General features: G+C 73.5%; 7 protein-coding genes and 1 pseudogene. All 8 read right to left on the bottom strand.

Features of this window, described 5'->3' with window-relative positions:
- Positions 1 to 491 precede the first annotated feature (491 nt).
- A pseudogene (locus ACIA73_RS00555) lies at positions 492 to 1,565 on the bottom strand (condensation domain-containing protein); the annotation flags it as partial.
- Positions 1,562 to 7,906, bottom strand: a complete 6,345-nt coding sequence (locus ACIA73_RS00560) for a MupA/Atu3671 family FMN-dependent luciferase-like monooxygenase (RefSeq protein ID WP_399436005.1) — start codon at positions 7,904 to 7,906, stop codon at positions 1,562 to 1,564. The gene ACIA73_RS00560 and the pseudogene ACIA73_RS00555, both read right to left, overlap by 4 nt.
- Positions 7,903 to 11,223 (bottom strand): type I polyketide synthase, encoded by a 3,321-nt coding sequence (locus tag ACIA73_RS00565; protein ID WP_399436006.1) that lies wholly within the window; start codon positions 11,221 to 11,223, stop codon positions 7,903 to 7,905. Before ACIA73_RS00565 ends, ACIA73_RS00560 begins: the two co-directional genes overlap by 4 nt.
- Positions 11,223 to 12,581, bottom strand: a complete 1,359-nt coding sequence (locus ACIA73_RS00570) for an MFS transporter (protein ID WP_399436007.1) — start codon at positions 12,579 to 12,581, stop codon at positions 11,223 to 11,225. Before ACIA73_RS00570 ends, ACIA73_RS00565 begins: the two co-directional genes overlap by 1 nt.
- The gene (locus ACIA73_RS00575; protein WP_399436008.1) at positions 12,578 to 14,086 is read right to left on the bottom strand and encodes a lyase family protein; all 1,509 of its coding nucleotides are present in this window, start codon (positions 14,084 to 14,086) and stop codon (positions 12,578 to 12,580) included. The genes ACIA73_RS00570 and ACIA73_RS00575 overlap by 4 nt, the downstream gene beginning before the upstream one ends.
- Positions 14,083 to 15,435: an ATP-grasp domain-containing protein gene (locus ACIA73_RS00580; RefSeq protein ID WP_399436010.1), complete on the bottom strand. Its 1,353-nt coding sequence runs from the start codon at positions 15,433 to 15,435 to the stop codon at positions 14,083 to 14,085. Before ACIA73_RS00580 ends, ACIA73_RS00575 begins: the two co-directional genes overlap by 4 nt.
- Positions 15,432 to 16,496 (bottom strand): PLP-dependent cysteine synthase family protein, encoded by a 1,065-nt coding sequence (locus ACIA73_RS00585; RefSeq protein WP_399436011.1) that lies wholly within the window; start codon positions 16,494 to 16,496, stop codon positions 15,432 to 15,434. The genes ACIA73_RS00580 and ACIA73_RS00585 overlap by 4 nt, the downstream gene beginning before the upstream one ends.
- The gene (locus ACIA73_RS00590) at positions 16,489 to 17,496 is read right to left on the bottom strand and encodes a kinase (protein ID WP_399436012.1); all 1,008 of its coding nucleotides are present in this window, start codon (positions 17,494 to 17,496) and stop codon (positions 16,489 to 16,491) included. The genes ACIA73_RS00585 and ACIA73_RS00590 overlap by 8 nt, the downstream gene beginning before the upstream one ends.
- Positions 17,497 to 17,514 lie beyond the last annotated feature (18 nt).

Consider the following 17,514-nt stretch of genomic DNA (forward strand, 5'->3'; position numbering starts at 1 on the left):
TCGTAGCCTCCGCCGGGCGCGGGGGCCAGGCCGAAGGTCAGGTCGCCCCGGGAGGCGGGGGCCGCCACGTCCTCGACCAGGACGTCCAGGTCCGGCATGGAGATGTCGGTACCCAGGGAGCTGTTGAAGGCGAAGCCTATGGGGAACCGGTCGGGGACCTCCGGGACTGCTGAGGCGCGGAGGGCTTCGACGACGCGGTGCATCGGGGTCAGGATGCCGAAGGCGTGGTAAGCGGACTCGGCGGTGTGGGCGACGAGGGCGTCAAAGGTGGGGGCGTCCGATCCGCCGAGGCTGTCCGATCCGGCATGTCCGTCCGATCCGCCGAGGCTGTCCGATCCGGCATGTCCGTCCGATCCGCCGAGGCTGTCCGATCCGGCATGTCCGTCCGATCCGTCCTCTCCGTCCCGCCCCTCCGGTTGGCCCGGTGCGTCGCCGCCGTCGAGCCGGATGCGTACTCCGGTGGCCATCGCCACGCAGGTGACCAGGGTTTCCTGGTCACGGCGTTCCCGGTTCGCGTAGGGGATGTTGAGCAGGATGTCCCGGGTGCCGGAGAGGCCGGCCAGCATGACGGCCACCGTGGCGGCGGTGACGGCGAACGCGGTGGTGCGCAGCCCGCGTGCGGTTGCCTCGACGGCCTGCCGGGTGGCCCGGGTGATCGGGAGGCGTACCGTGCCGCCGCGTCCGCTGGGGCGGGCCGGGCGGCGGCGGTCGGCCGGGAGGGCGAGACGGAAGGGTACGCCGTCGAGATAGGCGCGCCAGGCGTCGAGGAGTCCCTCCCGGCCCTCCGGCGGGTACTCCTTGTGCTGCCACTCGGCATAGGTCGTGCACTGGGAGCTGGGTGGGGGTAGCGGCGACGGCGGCCGGTCGGCCGGGGTGAGGGGGCGGCCGGACTCCAGTGCGTACAACTCGCTTATTTCGGACAGGAGTTGAGTGAGGGACCAGCCGTCCACGCTGATGTGGTGCAGGACGAAGAGGAGGGCCCAGCGCTGGGTGTCGAGGCGCAGGAGCTGGGTGACCGGAAGGGTGGTGCGGGTGAGGTCGTAGGGCGCGGAGACGACAGTTTGGGTCAACTCGGCCGCGCGGGCCGCACGTTGGGATTCGGGCAGGGTGGTGAGGTCGTGCAGGGGGAGGGCGAGGGGCGGGGCTTCGTGGATCTCCTGCTGCCAGGAGCCGTCCGGGGTGCGGGTGAAGCGGCAGCGCAGGGCCTGGTGGCGTTCGATGAGGGTGGCCAGGGCGCGGGACAGCGCGGGGACGTCGAGGTCGCCGGTGAGGGTGAGGCGGGTGGGGACGTTCCAGACGTCGGGGCGGGCGGTCTGGCCTGCGGCGCGCATTGACGCGGCCTGCTGGAGGGTGACGGGTGCGCGCGCCACGATGCGGCCCGGCGGGCCGGTGAGGAGCTCCATCACCTCCCGCTTGTGGGTGCGCAGTTCGGCCAGCAGCGGAGTGGTGACGGCGGTGCGGGGGCCGTCGTAGCGCAGGAAGTTGCCGTCGTCGGAAACGGTGAGTTCGACTCCCAGGGTGCGGGCCCTGTCGAGAAGTTGCTGGGCGTTGCCGGTCGGGTTCATAGTTCGCCCCTTACGCGGACGTCGGCCGAGGGAGTGTGCGGGGCGGGGGGTGCGAGGCGTTCCGCCATGGCGCGTACGGTCGGCTCGGCGAAGAAGTCCGGCATGGCGTAGTCGGTGCTGAACTCCTCGCGCACCCGGTTCAGCAGGCGCATCGCGAGGACCGAGTGCCCGCCGAGGTCGAAGAAGTGCTCGTCGTCGGAGAAGTCGTCGGTGCCCAGGACGTCCTGCCAGAGCGCGCGGACCCGGCTGAGCGCCGAGGTGGGCGGTGCCGTGGGACTGGGCGCGGGGGTGTCGGTTGTGGTGGGGGCGGCCCGGGTGGCGGCCCGGTCCCATTTGCCGTGCGCGGTGACCGCGAGGGCGTCGACGACGGTCCAGCATTCGGGGACCATCGGCCGGGGCAGGATGCGGGCGAGCGCCCTGCGCCAGGCGCGTTCCTGGGTGGACCGGTCGGGGACCGGGTCGCGGGGGACGACGTAGCAGTGCAGCAGCGCGGCGCCCTCCGGGTCCAGACCGCCGGCGACCCGGGCCTCTCGTACGTTGTCCAGGGTGCGGACGGCCTGGGCGACTTCGGCGGGTTCCACCCTGACGCCCCGGATCTGGACCTGTTCGTCGGTGCGGCCGACGTAGTGGAGCTGTCCGTCGGGCAGCCAGCGGGCCAGATCGCCGGTGCGGTACCAGCGGGTGCCTTCGGTGTGGGTGACGAAGCGTTCGGCGGTCAGCGCCGGGTCGCCGGGGTAGCCCCGGGAGACCTGGCCGCCGCCGACGTGGATCTCGCCGATCGCGCCGGGCGGTACCGGCAGGTCCCGGGCGTCGCGCAGGGCGATGTCGGTTCCGGCGACGGGGGTGCCGATGGGGGGTGGTCCGGCGCCGTCGGGGGTGACGCGGGCCGAGGTCACGTAGGTGGCGGTCTCGGTGGGGCCGTAGACGTTCAGGAGGGTGAACGGGGTGGCCGCGGCGGGCCGTTTGCGCAGCCGCTCACCGCCCACCACGAGGGTGCGCAGGGTGGTGTCGGCGGGCCAGTTCTCGTCGAGCAGGGCCTCGCCGATGACGGTGGGCACGAACGCGACGGTGATGCGCCACTCGTTCAGCCAGCGGCTCAGGGCGCCGGTGTCCAGCCGGAGGTGCTCGGGCACCACGTGCAGGGTGGCCCCGGTGGCCAGTGCGGGCCAGATCTCCAGGTGGGCGGCGTCGAAACCGGTGCTGCTGTACCAGGACAGCCGGTCGTCGGGGCCGATGGCGAGGTCACTCAGGTAGTGGGCCAGGATCTGCGCCACGTTGCCGTGTTCCAGTACGACGCCCTTGGGGGTGCCGGTGGAGCCCGAGGTGTAGAGGCGTACGGCGGGGTCCCCGGGGGCGGGTGGCGCCGGTTCGTGGGCCGGAGCTCCGGGAGCGGCGCCCGGGAGTGCGAACTCGGCGACGCGCAGCCGCGGGGTGTCGTCGGGGACCGCTGGGTGCGGGGTGTCCTCGCAGATCACCGCGGCGGGTTTCGCGTCGGCGAGGATCGCGGTCAGGCGGGGCCGCGGCTGACCGAGGTCGAGCGGCAGGTGTACGGCGCCGGCCCTGAGCACGCCGAGGAGCGCGGCCACGTAGGCCGGGCCCTTGGGCAGGGCGGCGGCGACGGTGTCCCCGCGCCGGACACCGAGGCCGGACAGCCGGGCGGCGACGACGGTGGCGGCGGCGTTCAGCTCCTTGCCGCTCCAGGCGTGCGGGGCGGCTGCCCCGTCGGCCTCGGCCGGCTCTCCGGCCGGGTGGAGGAGTGGGCGGTCGTCGTCGGCGGGGCACAGCGCGGTCAGGGTGCCTTGGTGGCGGACGGGCGGGCCGCCGTTGCCGAGGGCGCGCAGTTCCTTCTGCTCGCCCGGGGCGAGCGCGGGCAGGTCAGCGACGCGCTGGGCGGTGCCCCGGGCCATGGCGGCGAGGACGGTCACCAGGTGGGCGAGGAGGCGGTTGGCGGTGGACTCCGGGTACAGCGCGCTGTCGTACCGCAGCCGCAGCCGCAGGCCGGTGCTGCTGCGGGTGGCCATCAGGGCGAGTTCCAGCGGCGCGGACTCGGTGCCGCCGTCGACCGGTTCGGCGCGCAGGCCGGGCAGGTCGAGCCTGGGCAGCGTCTCGGTGTCCAGGTCCACGGAGGTCGCGGCGAGCGGGGCACCCGTGCCGGACTGCGCATGGTGCGCGGCGAGCAGCGCGTCGAGGTCGGCGCCCTGGTGGCGGGCGGCGGCCATGAGGGTGTCGCGGGTTTCGCGTACCGCGTCGGCGAGTTCGCTCCCGTCGGTGACGGCGGCCCGCAGCGGCAGGAGTACCGCGTGGAAGCCGAGGGTGTCGCGGGTCGCCTCGGTGCGCTCGCCGAAGGTGCTGCCGATGACGAAGTCTTCCTGTCCGGAGAAGCGGCGCAGCACGAGGCGCCAGGCGGTCACCAGTGAGGCGAGCAGGGTGACGCCCTGTCGTCCGCTCCACTCCTGGAGCGCGCGCAGCTGGGCCTTGTCGAGATGGGTGGCGGCGGCGGCTCCGGTGGGTTGCCCGGGGCGCCGGGGGGCGGGCTCGCGGGTGGGCAGCTGTACGGCTTTGGGGGTGCTGCCCAGGTGAGTGCGCCACCACCGGAGGCTTTCCGGTCCCGCGACCGGCTCGGGCGAGTCGAGGGGGGAGCCCGCGGGCCGGGCGAGCGGGAGGGGCGGGCCGTCGAGTGCGGCGCGGTAGAGCTCCTGGAGGTCGGCGGCCAGCAGCCGTGCCGAGTGGCCGTCGGTCAGGAGGTGGTGCATGCCGAGGACCAGGGCGTGGTCGTCGGTGCCCAGGCGGAGCAGCCGGGGAGTGAACAGGGGCCCCCGGGCGAGGTCGTAAGGGCGGTCGCTCTCCTCGCGCAGGGCGGTGCGGAGGGCGTCGGCGGGGGTGCGGTGACCGGTGGTGTCCGTGATCCGCAGGGGGATGCGGAGGTCGGCGTGCACGGTCTGGTGGACGGGGGCGTCGTGGGGGTCGCTCGCATCCTGTTTGGTGCTCGCGTCGTGCGCCGAGCTCGCGTCGTGCGCCGAGCTCGCGTCGTGCGCCGAGCTCGCGTCGTGCGCCGAGCTCGCGTCGTGCGCCGGCCTTTCGTCGTGCGCCGAGCTTTCGTGGAAGACCGTGCGGAGTACGTCGTGGCGGGCCACCAGGGCGTCGATGGCGGTGCGCAGGGCCTGTTCGTCGAGGTGGCCGTGGAGGCGGACGGCTTGGACCTCGTTGTACGACCCGGGGGCGGCCAGCCGGGAGGCCAGCCAGAGCCGGTGCTGGGCGCGGGTGGCGGGGGCGGTACGGGTGCGCGGGCGGGGCGGCGCGGGGCTGTCCGGAACGGCCGATGCCGGTGGTGCGCTGCTGGAGCCGCTGACGGCGGGGGCGGGAGTGGGCGTCGTCCGCCGGGTCGGGGCCGCGCTCCGGGTGGGCGTCGCGGGCTGTGCGGGCGTCGCGGACTGTGCGGGCGTAGCGGGCTGTGCGGGCGTAGCGGGCTGTGCGGAGTGGAAGTCCTCGCGCAGGGCGTTCAGTTGACGCAGGCCCGCACGCAGGTGTTCCGGGGACATTCCGAAGTCGACCAGGGCCGCGATCTCGTCCGCCCCCGCCCGGTGCAGTGCCTCGATCATCGGGGCGCAGCTCTCCGGTGAGCCGATCAGTGCACGGTCGTCGCAGTAGCGGCCGTAGGCCCGCCGGAAGAGGTAGTCCAGGTCGTCCTGCGACGCCGAGGCCACGTCCTTGGCGCTGTGGCCCGCCGCGGTCGCTGCCGCGCGCATGGTCAGTGAGGAGCGCAGGTAGGTGGTCATCGGTTCGCGCGCCTGTGCGCGGGCGGTGGCGGCTTCGGGGCCGAGGTAGGTGTGCAGGAGCACCGTGACCCGGCCGGTGGCCGGATCCAGACCGTGCTCGGCGCGGGTCTCGCGGTACAGGGCGACGTTCGCGGCGAGGTCGTCGACGTTCTGGTGCATCAGGTTGGTGAGGACACCCAGGTCGTGGCGGGCCGCCTGGGCGTACGAGTCCGGCCGGCCGGTGGTGGCGAGCGCCATCGGCAGGGTGGCCTGGAGCGGACGCGGAAAGATCCGTACGTCGGCGTCGGCGCCTTCTCCGGTGCGGCGGGTGAGGGCTTCGCCGCGCCACAGCCTGCGCACCTCTTCCAGGTGCCGGAAGCTGATGTCCCGGCGGTCGGCGAACCGGTCGGGATGCAGCACGAAGTCCTGTGCGTGCCAGCCCGTCGCGCAGCCCATCCCCACCCGGCCGCCGGACAGGTTGTCGACCATGGACCACTCTTCGGCGATGCGCACCGGGTCGTGCAGGGGCAGCACGACGGAGCCCGCGTTGATCCGGATGCGTTCGGTCTGGGTGGCCAGGGAGGCGGCCAGTACCGCCGGGTTGGGGAAGACGCCCCCGAAGGAGTGGAAGTGCCGCTCGGGCAGCCAGACGGCGTGGAACCCGTGGGTGTCGGCGTAGCGGGCGGTCTCACCGATCACGGTGTACTTGCCGGGGGTGGGGGTGGGGGTGGGGGTGGCGCGGTCGGCATCGTCGGCGTAGTCGCCGAAGAAGGCGATGCTGAAGTCGGGGGCGGCACGGTGGGGCACCGGGGCGGACGGCGCGACCGTGGCGGCGGCGGTCGGCCTCGGCGTGACCGTGGCTGTGGATGTGGCCGTAGTCGTGGCTGGGGCTGGGGCTGGGGCTCTGGTTGTCACCGCGGTCGGCGGGTTCACGGTGTCCGGTGCTGCCGGTGCCGCGGGCGTGACCGTGCGGGCGGGCGTCGGACGGGTGGTGGGCTTCCGGGTCTGGAAGAAGCCACCGTCCCGCAAGGCGGTGAGGGAGTCGCGGACTGCCTGACCGATGCCTTCCAGGTCCGCTTCGGTGTGCGCCGTCGAGAGGTAGAAGCTTCGCCATTCCCAGACGTACAGGCCCCGCATCAGCAGGTGCGGGTAGAGCAGGTCCATGTCGGCGCGGGGCGTGAAGCGGAACATGGAGCCGAAGTGGTCGATGTGGAGCGGGAACTGCTCTTCCCTGAAGAAGCCGTTGAGGGAGTGCGCGAGGGTGTCGGTGCGCCCGTTGAGGGTCTGCTGGAGTGCGGGGCCCGATTCCTTGAGGTGGGTGAGGACCGCGCGGGCGGCGGCCATGGACAGCGGGTGCTGCATGTAGGTGCCGCCGAAGAAGGTGGTCTCGTGCGGGGGGCGGCTGTCGTCGCCGTACTGCCAGAAACCGCCGTCGATGCCGTCCATCAGGTCCGCCCGGCCGGCGATCGCGCCGATCGGGAAGCCGCTGCCGAGTGCCTTGCCGTACGTCGCGAGGTCGGCCTGCACGCCGAAGTGGTGCTGGGCGCCGCCGGGGTGGGGGCGCAGCCCGGTCAGCATCTCGTCGAAGACAAGCACGATGCCGTGGCGGCGGGTGATCCGGCGCAACTCCTTGAGGAATGCGGTGGGTTGGAGCGAGGGGTTGCGGCACTGGACGGGTTCCACGATGACCGCGGCGAGGCTGTCACCGAGCGCGTCGATGGTGTGCAGGCTCTCCTCGGCTCCGTACTCCAGGACGGAGAGTTCGGCCACCGCGCTGTGCGGGATGCCCCGTGACACCGGGACCGCCCGGTGCGGGGTGTCGCCGCTGCCGCCGGGGCGGCCGAGTACCGGGTCGATGTGTCCGTGGTAGGAGCCGCGGAACATGACGACGCCGTCGCGCCCGGTCGCGGCGCGGGCCAGTCGCAGGGCCGCGGAGTTCGCCTCGGTTCCGGAGGCGGCGAAGGCGACGCGTTCCATGCCGGTCAACTCGGCCAGCAGGGACGCCACTTCACCGCAGTCGCCGCTGCGGGGGCCCAGCCGCAGGCCGTCCGCGAGGTGGGCCCGGACGGCTTCGCGGACCGGCCCGGGGTCATGACCGAGCAGGAGGCTGCCGAAGCCCATGGTGATGTCGATGTACGCGTTGCCGTCCACGTCCGTGAGGCGGGAACCGTGGGCCTCGCGTGCGGAGAGCGGGTAGAGCATCTCCTTGGTCGCGTTGCGGAAGCCGACCACGGCGCGGCTGTCGGCGAGTACGGCGCGGGTGCGCTGGGTGGCTTCCTTGGAGGTGCGGGTCCGGGCGGTGAACCCGGCCACCAGGTCTGCCACATGGGCCTGTTGACGGCTGCTCGCGGTCGGCCCGGTCATGCCCGAGGCGGGGCTCACAGTGACCTGGGGGCCGTGTTGCGCGGGGGCGGGCTGCGCGTCGGCGGGCTGCGCGGGAGTGGCCTGTGCGGGGGCGGCGTCGCTCGCGCCCGAGGGGGTTGCCGGCAAGCCGGCCCGGGCCGCTGCCAGCTGTTCGGACACCTTGCGGGAGAGCTCTTCGACGGATGCGATCCGGTCGGTGAGTGCGGTGCTGCTGCCGGTCATCGGATCACCGAACCGCGGTCGGCCGTCAGCAGGGCCAGGACGTCGGAGAGCTGGGTCAGCATGCGCGACTGGGTTTCCGCGACGACTCCGATGTGGCGTACCAGTTCGTCCACTTCGGCCCGGGTGGCGAATTCCGGGGCGTGGTCCTGGGGCGCGACTTCCGGGGAGCGGTCCTGCGGCTGGGCCTGGGCCTGGGCCTGGAAGGGGGCCGGGCTCGCCTCGGGGGCGGACTGCTGCGGGGCTTCCCCGGAGGCGCCGTCCGCTACGGCCTCCGCTCCTGCCTCGGAGCGCGAGGCCAGCATCCGGGCGGCCAGGCGGAGGGTTCCCGCGTCCTCCAGCAGTTCGTGCAGGGCTATCTCCGCGTCGAACTCGGCCTCCAACTGACGTATCAGCCCGATGAGTTGGAGCGAGTCCGCACCGAGCCCGACGAAGGTGGTGTCCACGTCCAGTTCCTCCGGCGGGTAGCCGAGGTGGCGTGCGGTGAGTTCCACCACTCGCTCCAGTACCTGGGCGGCGCTCTCTTGCGTCATCGTGTTCTCCGCATCAGTGGGGCTGTTCGTCGGTCGGTCTTGCGGCGCGGGTGTGTCCAGTGGCGGCGGTCCCAGCCAGTGCGGCGTGGGCCGGAACGCGTAGCCGGGCAGGGGCACCCGCCGCCCCGCCGCGCCTTCCAGGAGGACCCGCCAGGTCAGCTCCGCGCCCCGGCAGTGCAGGGCGGCCGCCGCGTTCCACAGCGCGCGTGGGCGGCCGGGTGCGTCCTTCCGTTCCTGGGTGGGGACGGCCGGTGTCGCGGGGAGGGCGCGGCGTGCCATGCCGGTGAGGGAGGCGGTGGGGCCCAGTTCCACCAGGGCGCCGGGTCGGGTGGCGCCCAGGGTGCGCAGTACCTCGTGGAACTCCACGGGCTCCCTTGCCTGCCGGACCAGGAACGCGGCGTCGGGCAGCCAGCCCGCCGGGTGGGTGGCGCCGTCGAGTCCGCTGACGAACCCCTCGCATACCGGCTGGAACACCACCTGCTCGGCGGCGGCGCGGAACTCGTCCAGGACGGGTTCCAGGAGTGCCGAGTGGAAGGCCCGGTCCACCGGTACGGGGTGGGCGTCGAGCCCCTCCTTCGCACAGCGGCGGGCGGCCTCCTCGATCGCCTCGGGCGGCCCGGCGAGCACGTGATGGGCGGGCCCGTTGACCAGGGCCAGCTCGACCTCCCCGCTCTGCGCGGCGATTTCGGTGCAGAGGTCCCGGGAGGCGAAGACGGCGAGCATGCGGCCCGGCCGTACCTTCTCCTGCATCAGCCGTCCGCGCAGGGTCAGCAGGCGCATGCCGTCCGCGAGGGAGAGGGCGCCCGCCGCGTGCAGTGCGGCGTATTCGCCGACGCTGTGTCCGGCGACCGCGGCGGGCCGTACGCCGAGGCTCTCCCACAGCCGCAGTTGTGCCGCTTGCAGGGCGAACAGGGCGGGCTGCGCCAGGGCGGTCCCCCACCGCCAGGGGCCCTGGATGCCGAACAGCGCGTCGGCGAGGGCGGGGCCGCCGCCGGCCTGCCGGTGCAGGTCCAGGCAGGCGTCGAGGGTTTCGCGTACGGCCGGGTGGCGGTCGGCGAGGGGGCGGCCCATGCCCGCGTAGGGGGTGCCCTGGCCGCTGAAGAGGAAGGCGACGGGCGGCGGGGCGTGGCCCTCGGACGTGGGGGCGGGGGCGATTCCCGTGGCGCAGTGGGGGGCGGGGGTGGGGCTCACTCCGGCACCGGCACCGGCACCGGCATCGGTTCCGGCGAGGAAGCCGTCCAGTGCGGCCGCCTGGGCCTCCGGGTCGGCGGGGTCCGCCGTGACGACGAGGCGGTGCGGCAGGGCGGGGCGGCCGAGGGCGAGAGTGGTGATCAGGTCGCGGGGCGCGGGCGGCTGGGGTGCGCGCAGGCGGTCGCGCAGCAGCCGGGCGCCGTCGCGCAGGGCGTCCCGGTCGTGGGCGGAGAGGGTCAGCAGGGCGGGCGGAGAGCTCTGGTCGGGGAAGGGGCCGGGCCGGGCCGGGGCCTCTTCCAGGATGACGTGGGCGTTGGTGCCGCCCATGCCGATCGAGTGGACGCCCGCGCGCCTCGGGGTGTCTCCGCGCGGCCAGGTGCGGGCCGCGGTGGGGACGGTGAAGGGGCTCGTTTCGAGGTCGAGTGCCGGGTTGGGGCGGTTGAAGTTGACCAGGGGAGGGATCGTGGCGTGGCGCAGCACCAGTACCGCTTTGACGAAGCCCGCGAGCCCCGCGCAGGAGTCGAGGTGGCCGATGGCCGGTTTGGTGGAGCCCAGGGAGCAGAAGCCCGTGCGGTCGGTGTGGGCGCGGAAGGCGCCGCGGAGGGCGGCGAACTCGATGGGGTCGCCCTTGAGGGTGCCGGTGCCGTGTGCTTCGAGGTGGCCGATGGAGTCGGCGGATACGTCGGCGTCGGCCAACGCGCGCAGTACGGCGTCCTGTTGGCCGCTGACGCTCGGGGCGGCGAAGCCGCGTTTGGCGGCGCCGTCGTTGGTGACGGCGGAGCCCCGGATCACCGCGTGCACGGTGTCGCCGTCGGCGAGGGCCTCGTCGAGCCGCTTCAGTACGACGGCGGCGACGCCGTTGCCGCCGACGGTGCCGTCGGCCTCGGCGTCGAAGGCCCGTACCGTGCCGGTCGGGGAGATCGTCGAGCCCTTCACATGGACGTGCCCGGTGACCTGGGGCAGGTGCAGGGCGGCGGAGCCCGCGATCATCAGGTCCGCCTCGCCCGCCCGCAGCGCCTGGCAGGCGAGGTGGACGGAGACCAGCGAACTGGAGCACGCGGTGGCCACGTTGAGGACGGGACCGGTGAGGCCCAGCCGGAAGGCGGCGCGGTTGGCGGTGAAGTCGGGGTAGTTGCCGACCTGCACACCCTTCACTTCTACCCAGTCGTCCGAACCGGCCTGTGCGGCGAGGTTGTTGGCGAGGTAGCTGTGCAGTGAGTACAGGCGGTAGCCGCTGCTCGCGTACACCCCGATCCGGGTCTCCTCGTCCCGGCCCGCGTAGCCGCCGTCCTCCAGGGCGTGGTGGCAGCACTGGAGGAAGAGGCGTTGCTGGGGGTCGGTGACCGCGGCCTCCCGGCCGCTCATGCCGAAGAACGCGGCGTCGAAGCGGTCCACGCCGGACAGCGGGGCGCTCGCGCCGACGTATCCCGGGGCACCGTACTGGGACTCGGGTATGCCCGCCGCCGCGAACTCCTCGTCCGTGAAGCGCCGTACGTGCGAGACGCCGTCGCGGATGTCGCGCCAGTACTGGGCGGGGGTGTCCGCCCCGGGGAAGCGGAACGACATGCCGATCACGGCGATCGGTGCTGCCGCCATCAGCGGCTCCTCTCCGCGTCGGGGGTCTCCTCGGCCGGTGTCCCAGGTGCGTTCCCGGCCGGCTCGGGCGGGGCGAGCCGGGGCTTGCGCAGGACGACCACCGCGAGGAAGACCAGTGCGAGCGCGATCGCCGCTCCGTGCGACCAGGCGACGACCGGCAGCGGCCCGTGCGAGTCCAGCAGGGCGGACACCGCGATCATGCCGATGCCGAACCCGAGCGACTCGACGGTCGCCGACAGGGCGAACGCCTCGGTGCGCAGCTTCGTCGGCAGGGTCTGCAGCTGACCGGTGTACGAGACCTCGGTCAGCCCGTCCGCGCCGCCCGCCACCAGTGCCACCGCCACGGCGGCCACCAGCGGGAAGCCGCAGAAGGCCAGGATGAACGCGGACGACATGACGACCGTGCCGACGCCGAAGCCGACCGCGCCGACGGCCGCCCTGCCCCGGCGGGCGCGGCGCCGGATCACCTGCTGGACGAGCACGTTGCCGATGGCCCAGCAGCACCAGAAGGTACTGACGAACACGGCCGGGCTGTCCGGGTCGAGTCCGCTGGAGTAGACGGGCAGGGCCGCGTTGTGGGACGAGGAGCCGAAGGCGTCGACGGCGCGCAGACACACCATGAGCAGCAGCGCGGGGGTCGCCGCGAGGGCCACCAGCGCGGCGCGGCGCGGACCCGGCTGTCCGGCGGCCTGCGGCTGGGCGGACCGGGTGGTGTCCTGCTCCTCCTTCGGCGACGGCAGGGCGGCGACCGCCGCGACGCACAGCAGGAACGACACCCCGTCGATCACGAAGGCGGCGGTGTAGCCGAGGAAGGACACCACCAGTCCCGCCGAGGCGAACCCGGCGACCATCGCCAGTGAACGCCCGGTCACGGTGAGGGAGTTGGCCCAGTCGCGCCGGTCCTCCCCCACCAGGTCCGGGATGGCGCTGCGCAGCGCGACCATGAACACGGTGGCGCACGCCCCGGCCACCACCGCCGAGGCGAACACCGCGCCGGTGCGCCAGGCGTCGGGCGCCAGGACGAGCAGGAACAGGGCCGCCGCCTGGAGGATGTTGGACCACAGCATCACCGATTTGGTGCCGAACCGGTCGACCAGGGTGCTGGAGGCCATGCCGCCCAGGACGCCCGACACCAGCCGGGCCGCCATGAACAGGCCCATCGACAGGGCGCTGCCGGTGGTCGCGTAGACGAACAGGTTGAGCGCCACCATGTTGAGGAAGCTGCCGTACGAGGAGAGGGCGAAGCCGAGGATCAGCAGCCGGAACCGGCGGTCCACCTGCTCCTGGCCGGCCCCGCCGGGCCGCGTACCGGCTTCGTCCAGGTCCGTCCCGGCTCCGTCCCGGCCCGTACCGGTCATGCCGCCACCGCCGTGATCCGCGCGACCGCCGCGTCCAGCGCCTGGCGGGCCGTCGACCAGCGGGTCCGACGTTTCTCCAACTCGGCGTCCAGCCTCGCGAGTTCCGCCTCAAGTCGGCTGAGGGTACGGCTGACTTCGCCGCCGCCGGGGCCGCCGCCGTACGCACATGCCTGGGCGACGTTGGCGGGGTCGAGCCAGTCGGCGCCCCGGTCGCCGGGGCCGCCGGGGCGTTCCTCGGCGGCCTGCGAGAGGGTGTGTCCGTGGTCGAGGGCGGCCAGGACGGTGGCGCCGACCTCGTGGTGGGCGGCCCGGAACGGCATGCCCTCGGCGACCAGCCGTTCCGCGTAGTAGGTGGCGGTGGTGTGGCCGTTGACGGCGATGGCCCGCATCCGCTGTTCGTCGGGTTCGGCGCCGGCGATGACCAGCCGCAGCAGGGTCGCGGTGTCGGCGGTGGAGCTCAGTCCCGGCCAGAGGTGGCGCATGGCCTCGGTGCCGACGGCGATGGCGTTGGTGTAGCCCGCGGTGCTCATGGCGGTGACGGCCGCGGTGAATCCGCCGAGGGCCGCGGTGCCACGACTGTGGATGTGTTCGAGCAGGAAGGGGTTGCGTTTCTGCGGCATCATCGAGCTGGAGCCGACGAGGTCGTCGGCGAGGCGCAGCAGTCCTGACTCCTCGGCCGTCCAGGTGCTCAGGTCGCGTCCGGCCCGTGCCATGGCGACGCCGAGCACGGCCGACGCGGACAGCAGGCGCAGGGCGAACTCGCGGGAGGCGACCGCGTCCACGGAGTTGACGGCGCATCCCTCGAAGCCGAGCAGGGCGGCGGTGCGGGCCGGGTCGATGGCCACGGAGGTACCGCCGACCGCTCCGGCACCGAGCGGGTTGTGTTCGGCCTCGCGTCCGGCGGCCAGCAGGTCGTCCAGGCCGCGCAGTACGGCGGCGGCGAGGGCGGCCAGGTAGTGGCCGTAGGTGATGGGGACGGCGGGCTGGCCGTGGGTGTACGCGGGCATGGTCACCGCCCGGTACGCGGTGGCGCGTTCCAGCAGGGTCGCGGCCAGCGACCGTACCTCCGCCAGCAGCGGCAGGAGCGCGTCGCGGGTGCGCAGCCGGGCGGTGGTCGCGTTGAGGTCGTTGCGGGAGCGGCCGGTGTGCAGCACTCCGCCGGTGTCGGCGCCGAGGGTTTCGGTGAGCCAGCCCTCGTAGGCGAGGTAGACGCCCCGGGGGATGGGGCGCTCGCGCAGGGCGTGGAAGTCGTCGGCGCGCAGCCCGTCGATGGCGTGCAGCAGCCGGGCGGCGGGTTCGGTGGGGATGAGGCCGCGTTCGGTGAGCATGACGAGGTGGGCGCGGTCGACCTCGCTGATGTAGCCGAGTTCGGCGACGGCGGCCCGGTCGCCGAGGTACTGGTCGTAGACGATGCGGTGGGCCTCGGGGTGCAGCGCGGTGCGCAGCCGGCCCGTGTCCACGCCTGCCTGGGGGGTGGTGGGTGCGGGGTGCTGGAGGTCGGTCACGCGGGCACTTCCCGTCCACCGGGCCCGGCGGGCCGACCGGCGGGCCGGCCGGCCTGTTCGCCGGTCCGGCCGGCCGGATCCCGTACCCCTGGATCCCGTACCCCTGGATCCCGTACCGCCGGATCCCGTACGACGTCCTGGAGCAGTTTCTGCGCGTGTTCGGCGGCGTTCCGGGCGTCGGCGGGGGTGGTGCCCGCCGCGATGACGTGTCCGTAGCGGTCGCGGAAGTCGGCGGCGGGGCCGACCGGTTCTCCGGGCCTGCGGTAGACGGTGGCGTCGGTGACGCCGGGTACGGCGCGCGCTGCCGCGAGGGCGGCCGTGTACTCCTGGAGCAGTCCGTCGTGGGCGGCGGTCAGGAAGCGGATCGAAGCCCTGCGGCCCGGGTGCGGGGCCGGGCGGGGGGCACGGCCCAGTGCCGCTTCGACCTGGGCGCCGACGAGGTCGACGCCGTGGGAGAGCTTGATGAGTTCGGGGATCATGCCGCCCGCGAGCCGGGGGTTGACCTCGATGACGCGTGCGTCGGTGCCGGTCATGCGGAGTTCGACGTGCAGCGCTCCCCAGCCGAGGCCGAGGGCTTCGGCGGCCTCGCGGGCGCATGCGAGGAGGGCCGCGTGACGTTCGGCGGGGAGGGGGGCGGGGGTGTCGTGGCCGGTTTCGACGAAGTGGGGGTGGGGGCCCACGTGTTTGGCGACGGTGGCGACCGGGTGGCCGTCGAAGAGTTCGACGGAGAACTCGTCGCCGGGGAGGTACTCCTCGACGAGGATCCGGGCGGGGGCGGCGAGACCGCGTTCGTTGGCCCTGGCCTCCAGCAACTGGGCTGCATGGGAGCTTACTTGCTCGGCGTCGGTGCACAGCCGCACACCGAGGCTGCCCGAGCCCATGACGGGCTTGACGACCACCGGCAGGCCGATCTCACGGGCGGCCGGTGCGGCGTGGGCCGCGTCGTCGAGGACGGCGAAGCGGGGTTGCGGTACTCCGGCGGCGGCGAGCCGGGCGCGCTGTTCGCCCTTGTCGCGGCAGGCCTGGACGGCGGCCGCGTCGGGGCCGTCCAGGCCCAGGGCATGGGCGGTGGCGGCGGCGGTCGCCACGTAGTACTCGGAGCTGGAGAGGACTCCGGCGACGGGCTGTACGGCAGCCAGGGTGCGCGCGGTGGTGAGGACGGCCGCCGGGTCGGCGGTGTCGGTGACCACGGTGCGGATGCGGTCCTCGGCGACGTACGGGTAGCGGCCGGGATCGGCGCAGAGCAGGACGGGCTCGACGCCGAACAGGGCGGCCCGGGCGGCGAACTGGCGGCCGGTGCCGGTGGTGTTGCTCTCCACCAGGAGCAGCAGCGGGGTGTCCGGGTTCATCGTGCGTCCTTCTCGTCGGGTGCGGTCGCGGCGGCGTAGGACCGCCGGGCCCATTCAAGCCTGGTCCATGAACTCCCGGCCATCGAGGGGTGGTTGACGGTGGTGGGGCCGTCGGGGCACGGGACGGGCACGATGTTCTGTTCGGCGAGCCAGGTGTCGTTGTAGACGGTGGGCTGGTAGCGGTAGCCCTCGTCGGGAAGGATCATCAGAGTGGTGCGGTCGGGGTGCCGGTCGGCCCACCAGGAGGCGGCGAGGAAGGACGCGCCGCTGGTGGGGCCCATGAACAGGCCGTGGTCGCGGTAGAGCCGGTGGGTGGCGTGGAACGCTTCGGCGGCGTTGATCCAGTGGACCTCGTCGTAGGCGGTGTAGTCGACGTTGCCGGGGTGGATGCTGCTGCCCAGGCCGCGCAGGGTGCGCTTGCCGTTGGGCAGCCCGAAGATGATGCTGCCCTGGGTATCGATCCCGGCGAGCCGCAGATCGGCATTGCGGGTGCGCAGGGCGGCGGCGAGGCCGCCGGTGGAGCCGCCGGAGCCGACCGGGCCGAAGAGGCAGTCGACGGGGCCCAGGGTGTGGGCGACGAGGTCGCCGACCGCCCCGTAGGAGAGGCCGTTGTCGGGGTTGTCGTACTGGCCGGGCACGAAGCTCTCGGGGCTCTGGGCGTGAAGCTCGTGGACCCGGTCGAGGCGGGCGCCCTGGATGCCCCCGGGGTGGCCGCGCTCCTCGATGATCTCGACAGTGGCGCCCAGACGCTCCAGGCGGTCCTTGAGTTCGGCGTCGATGGCGTGGTCGCCGACGATGGTCAGCGGGTGGTTGCGCAGCCGGCAGACCAGGGCGAGGCCCAGGCCGAAGGTGCCGGAGGAGGTCTCGATGACGGGCGCGCCGGGGGCGAGTTGGCCGGTGGCCTCGGCCCGGTCGATGATGAAGCGGGCGGGCAGCAGCTTCATGAGGGTGAAGGCGGCGGCGTACAGGTTGTCCTTGACCCGGATGATTCTGGGCAGTTCGGTCGCGTCCACGATGGACGAATGAATCCTGGGCGCCGTGGCCAGCGTTGCTTCACTCACCGGTCGAAAATCCCCACTGTTCGTTGAATCCGACGGCGCGCAGCATGGTGCGCGCCCTGTCCGTACGGGCTTCGACCTCGGGGTCGTCCCGGTCGAAGAGGAACCCTGCGATGTCGCCGCTGTGGGCGGTCTGGAGTCCGGTGGCGCCGGTGGCGCGCAGGATCGCGGTGACCTCGTCCCACTGCGGGATCGGCAGGTGGCGTTGGTTGATCTCGGTGGAGCGGGTGGCGACCGCGCCCATCAGCGCGACGTCCTTGTCGGCGACGGCGATGCGCAGCATGTGGCGCAGTTCGCCGAAGGTCTCCAGTTCGGGGCCGGTGTAGCGGGCGGGCCGGTATCCGAGGGTGTCCACTCCCCCGGCGCCGCCGCGTGCGGTGCCGAAGCCCAGTACCCGGGCGGGTGGCAGGGCGGAGCCGAAGTCCTCGATGAGGACTCCTTCGCGGTGGGCGAAGAGGACGGCGCTCTGGTCGTACATCAGGGAGTCGGACGCCGTCTCCGCGCGTACCGCGAGCATGGCGGTCTCGTCGGGCGGCAGCGGGGTGCGGAAGGCGTCCTGGACGGCGCGGATGGTGGCCAGCACGTCGCTGGTGGAGGAGCCGAAGCCGCGGCACAGGGGGACGTCGGAGGCGATGTCCAGGTGTCCGCCGAGCGGCCGGCCGAGCGGGCCGGACAGGTGACGGGTCGTCAGTTCGGCGGCTCTGCGCGACTTTTCGCAGCTCTGCGGGGTCACTGTGACGACTCCTGTGGCGTCCGGGGTGAACCGGGCGCGCGAGGTGTACAGGGTGGACGGCAGGGTGACCAGGCCGCGCTTGATGCCTTCGCCGACCGGGAAGGCGCCCTGCACGATCTCGCCGTGGTGCACCGGGGAGGATGCGGAGCCGATGCCCCACGTGCTCTCGTCCGCCGCCGGGCCCGGGGGAACCGGCGTACCGGACGTGCCCGGCAGACCCGACGAACCCGGCGCTCCCTGCGGACCCGGTGGCGTCCGTGTGTCGTCCATCTGCTGACTCGCCTCTCC

This window comes from Streptomyces sp. NPDC051561 (assembly GCF_044454195.1).
In the GTDB taxonomy this organism is placed as follows: domain Bacteria; phylum Actinomycetota; class Actinomycetes; order Streptomycetales; family Streptomycetaceae; genus Streptomyces.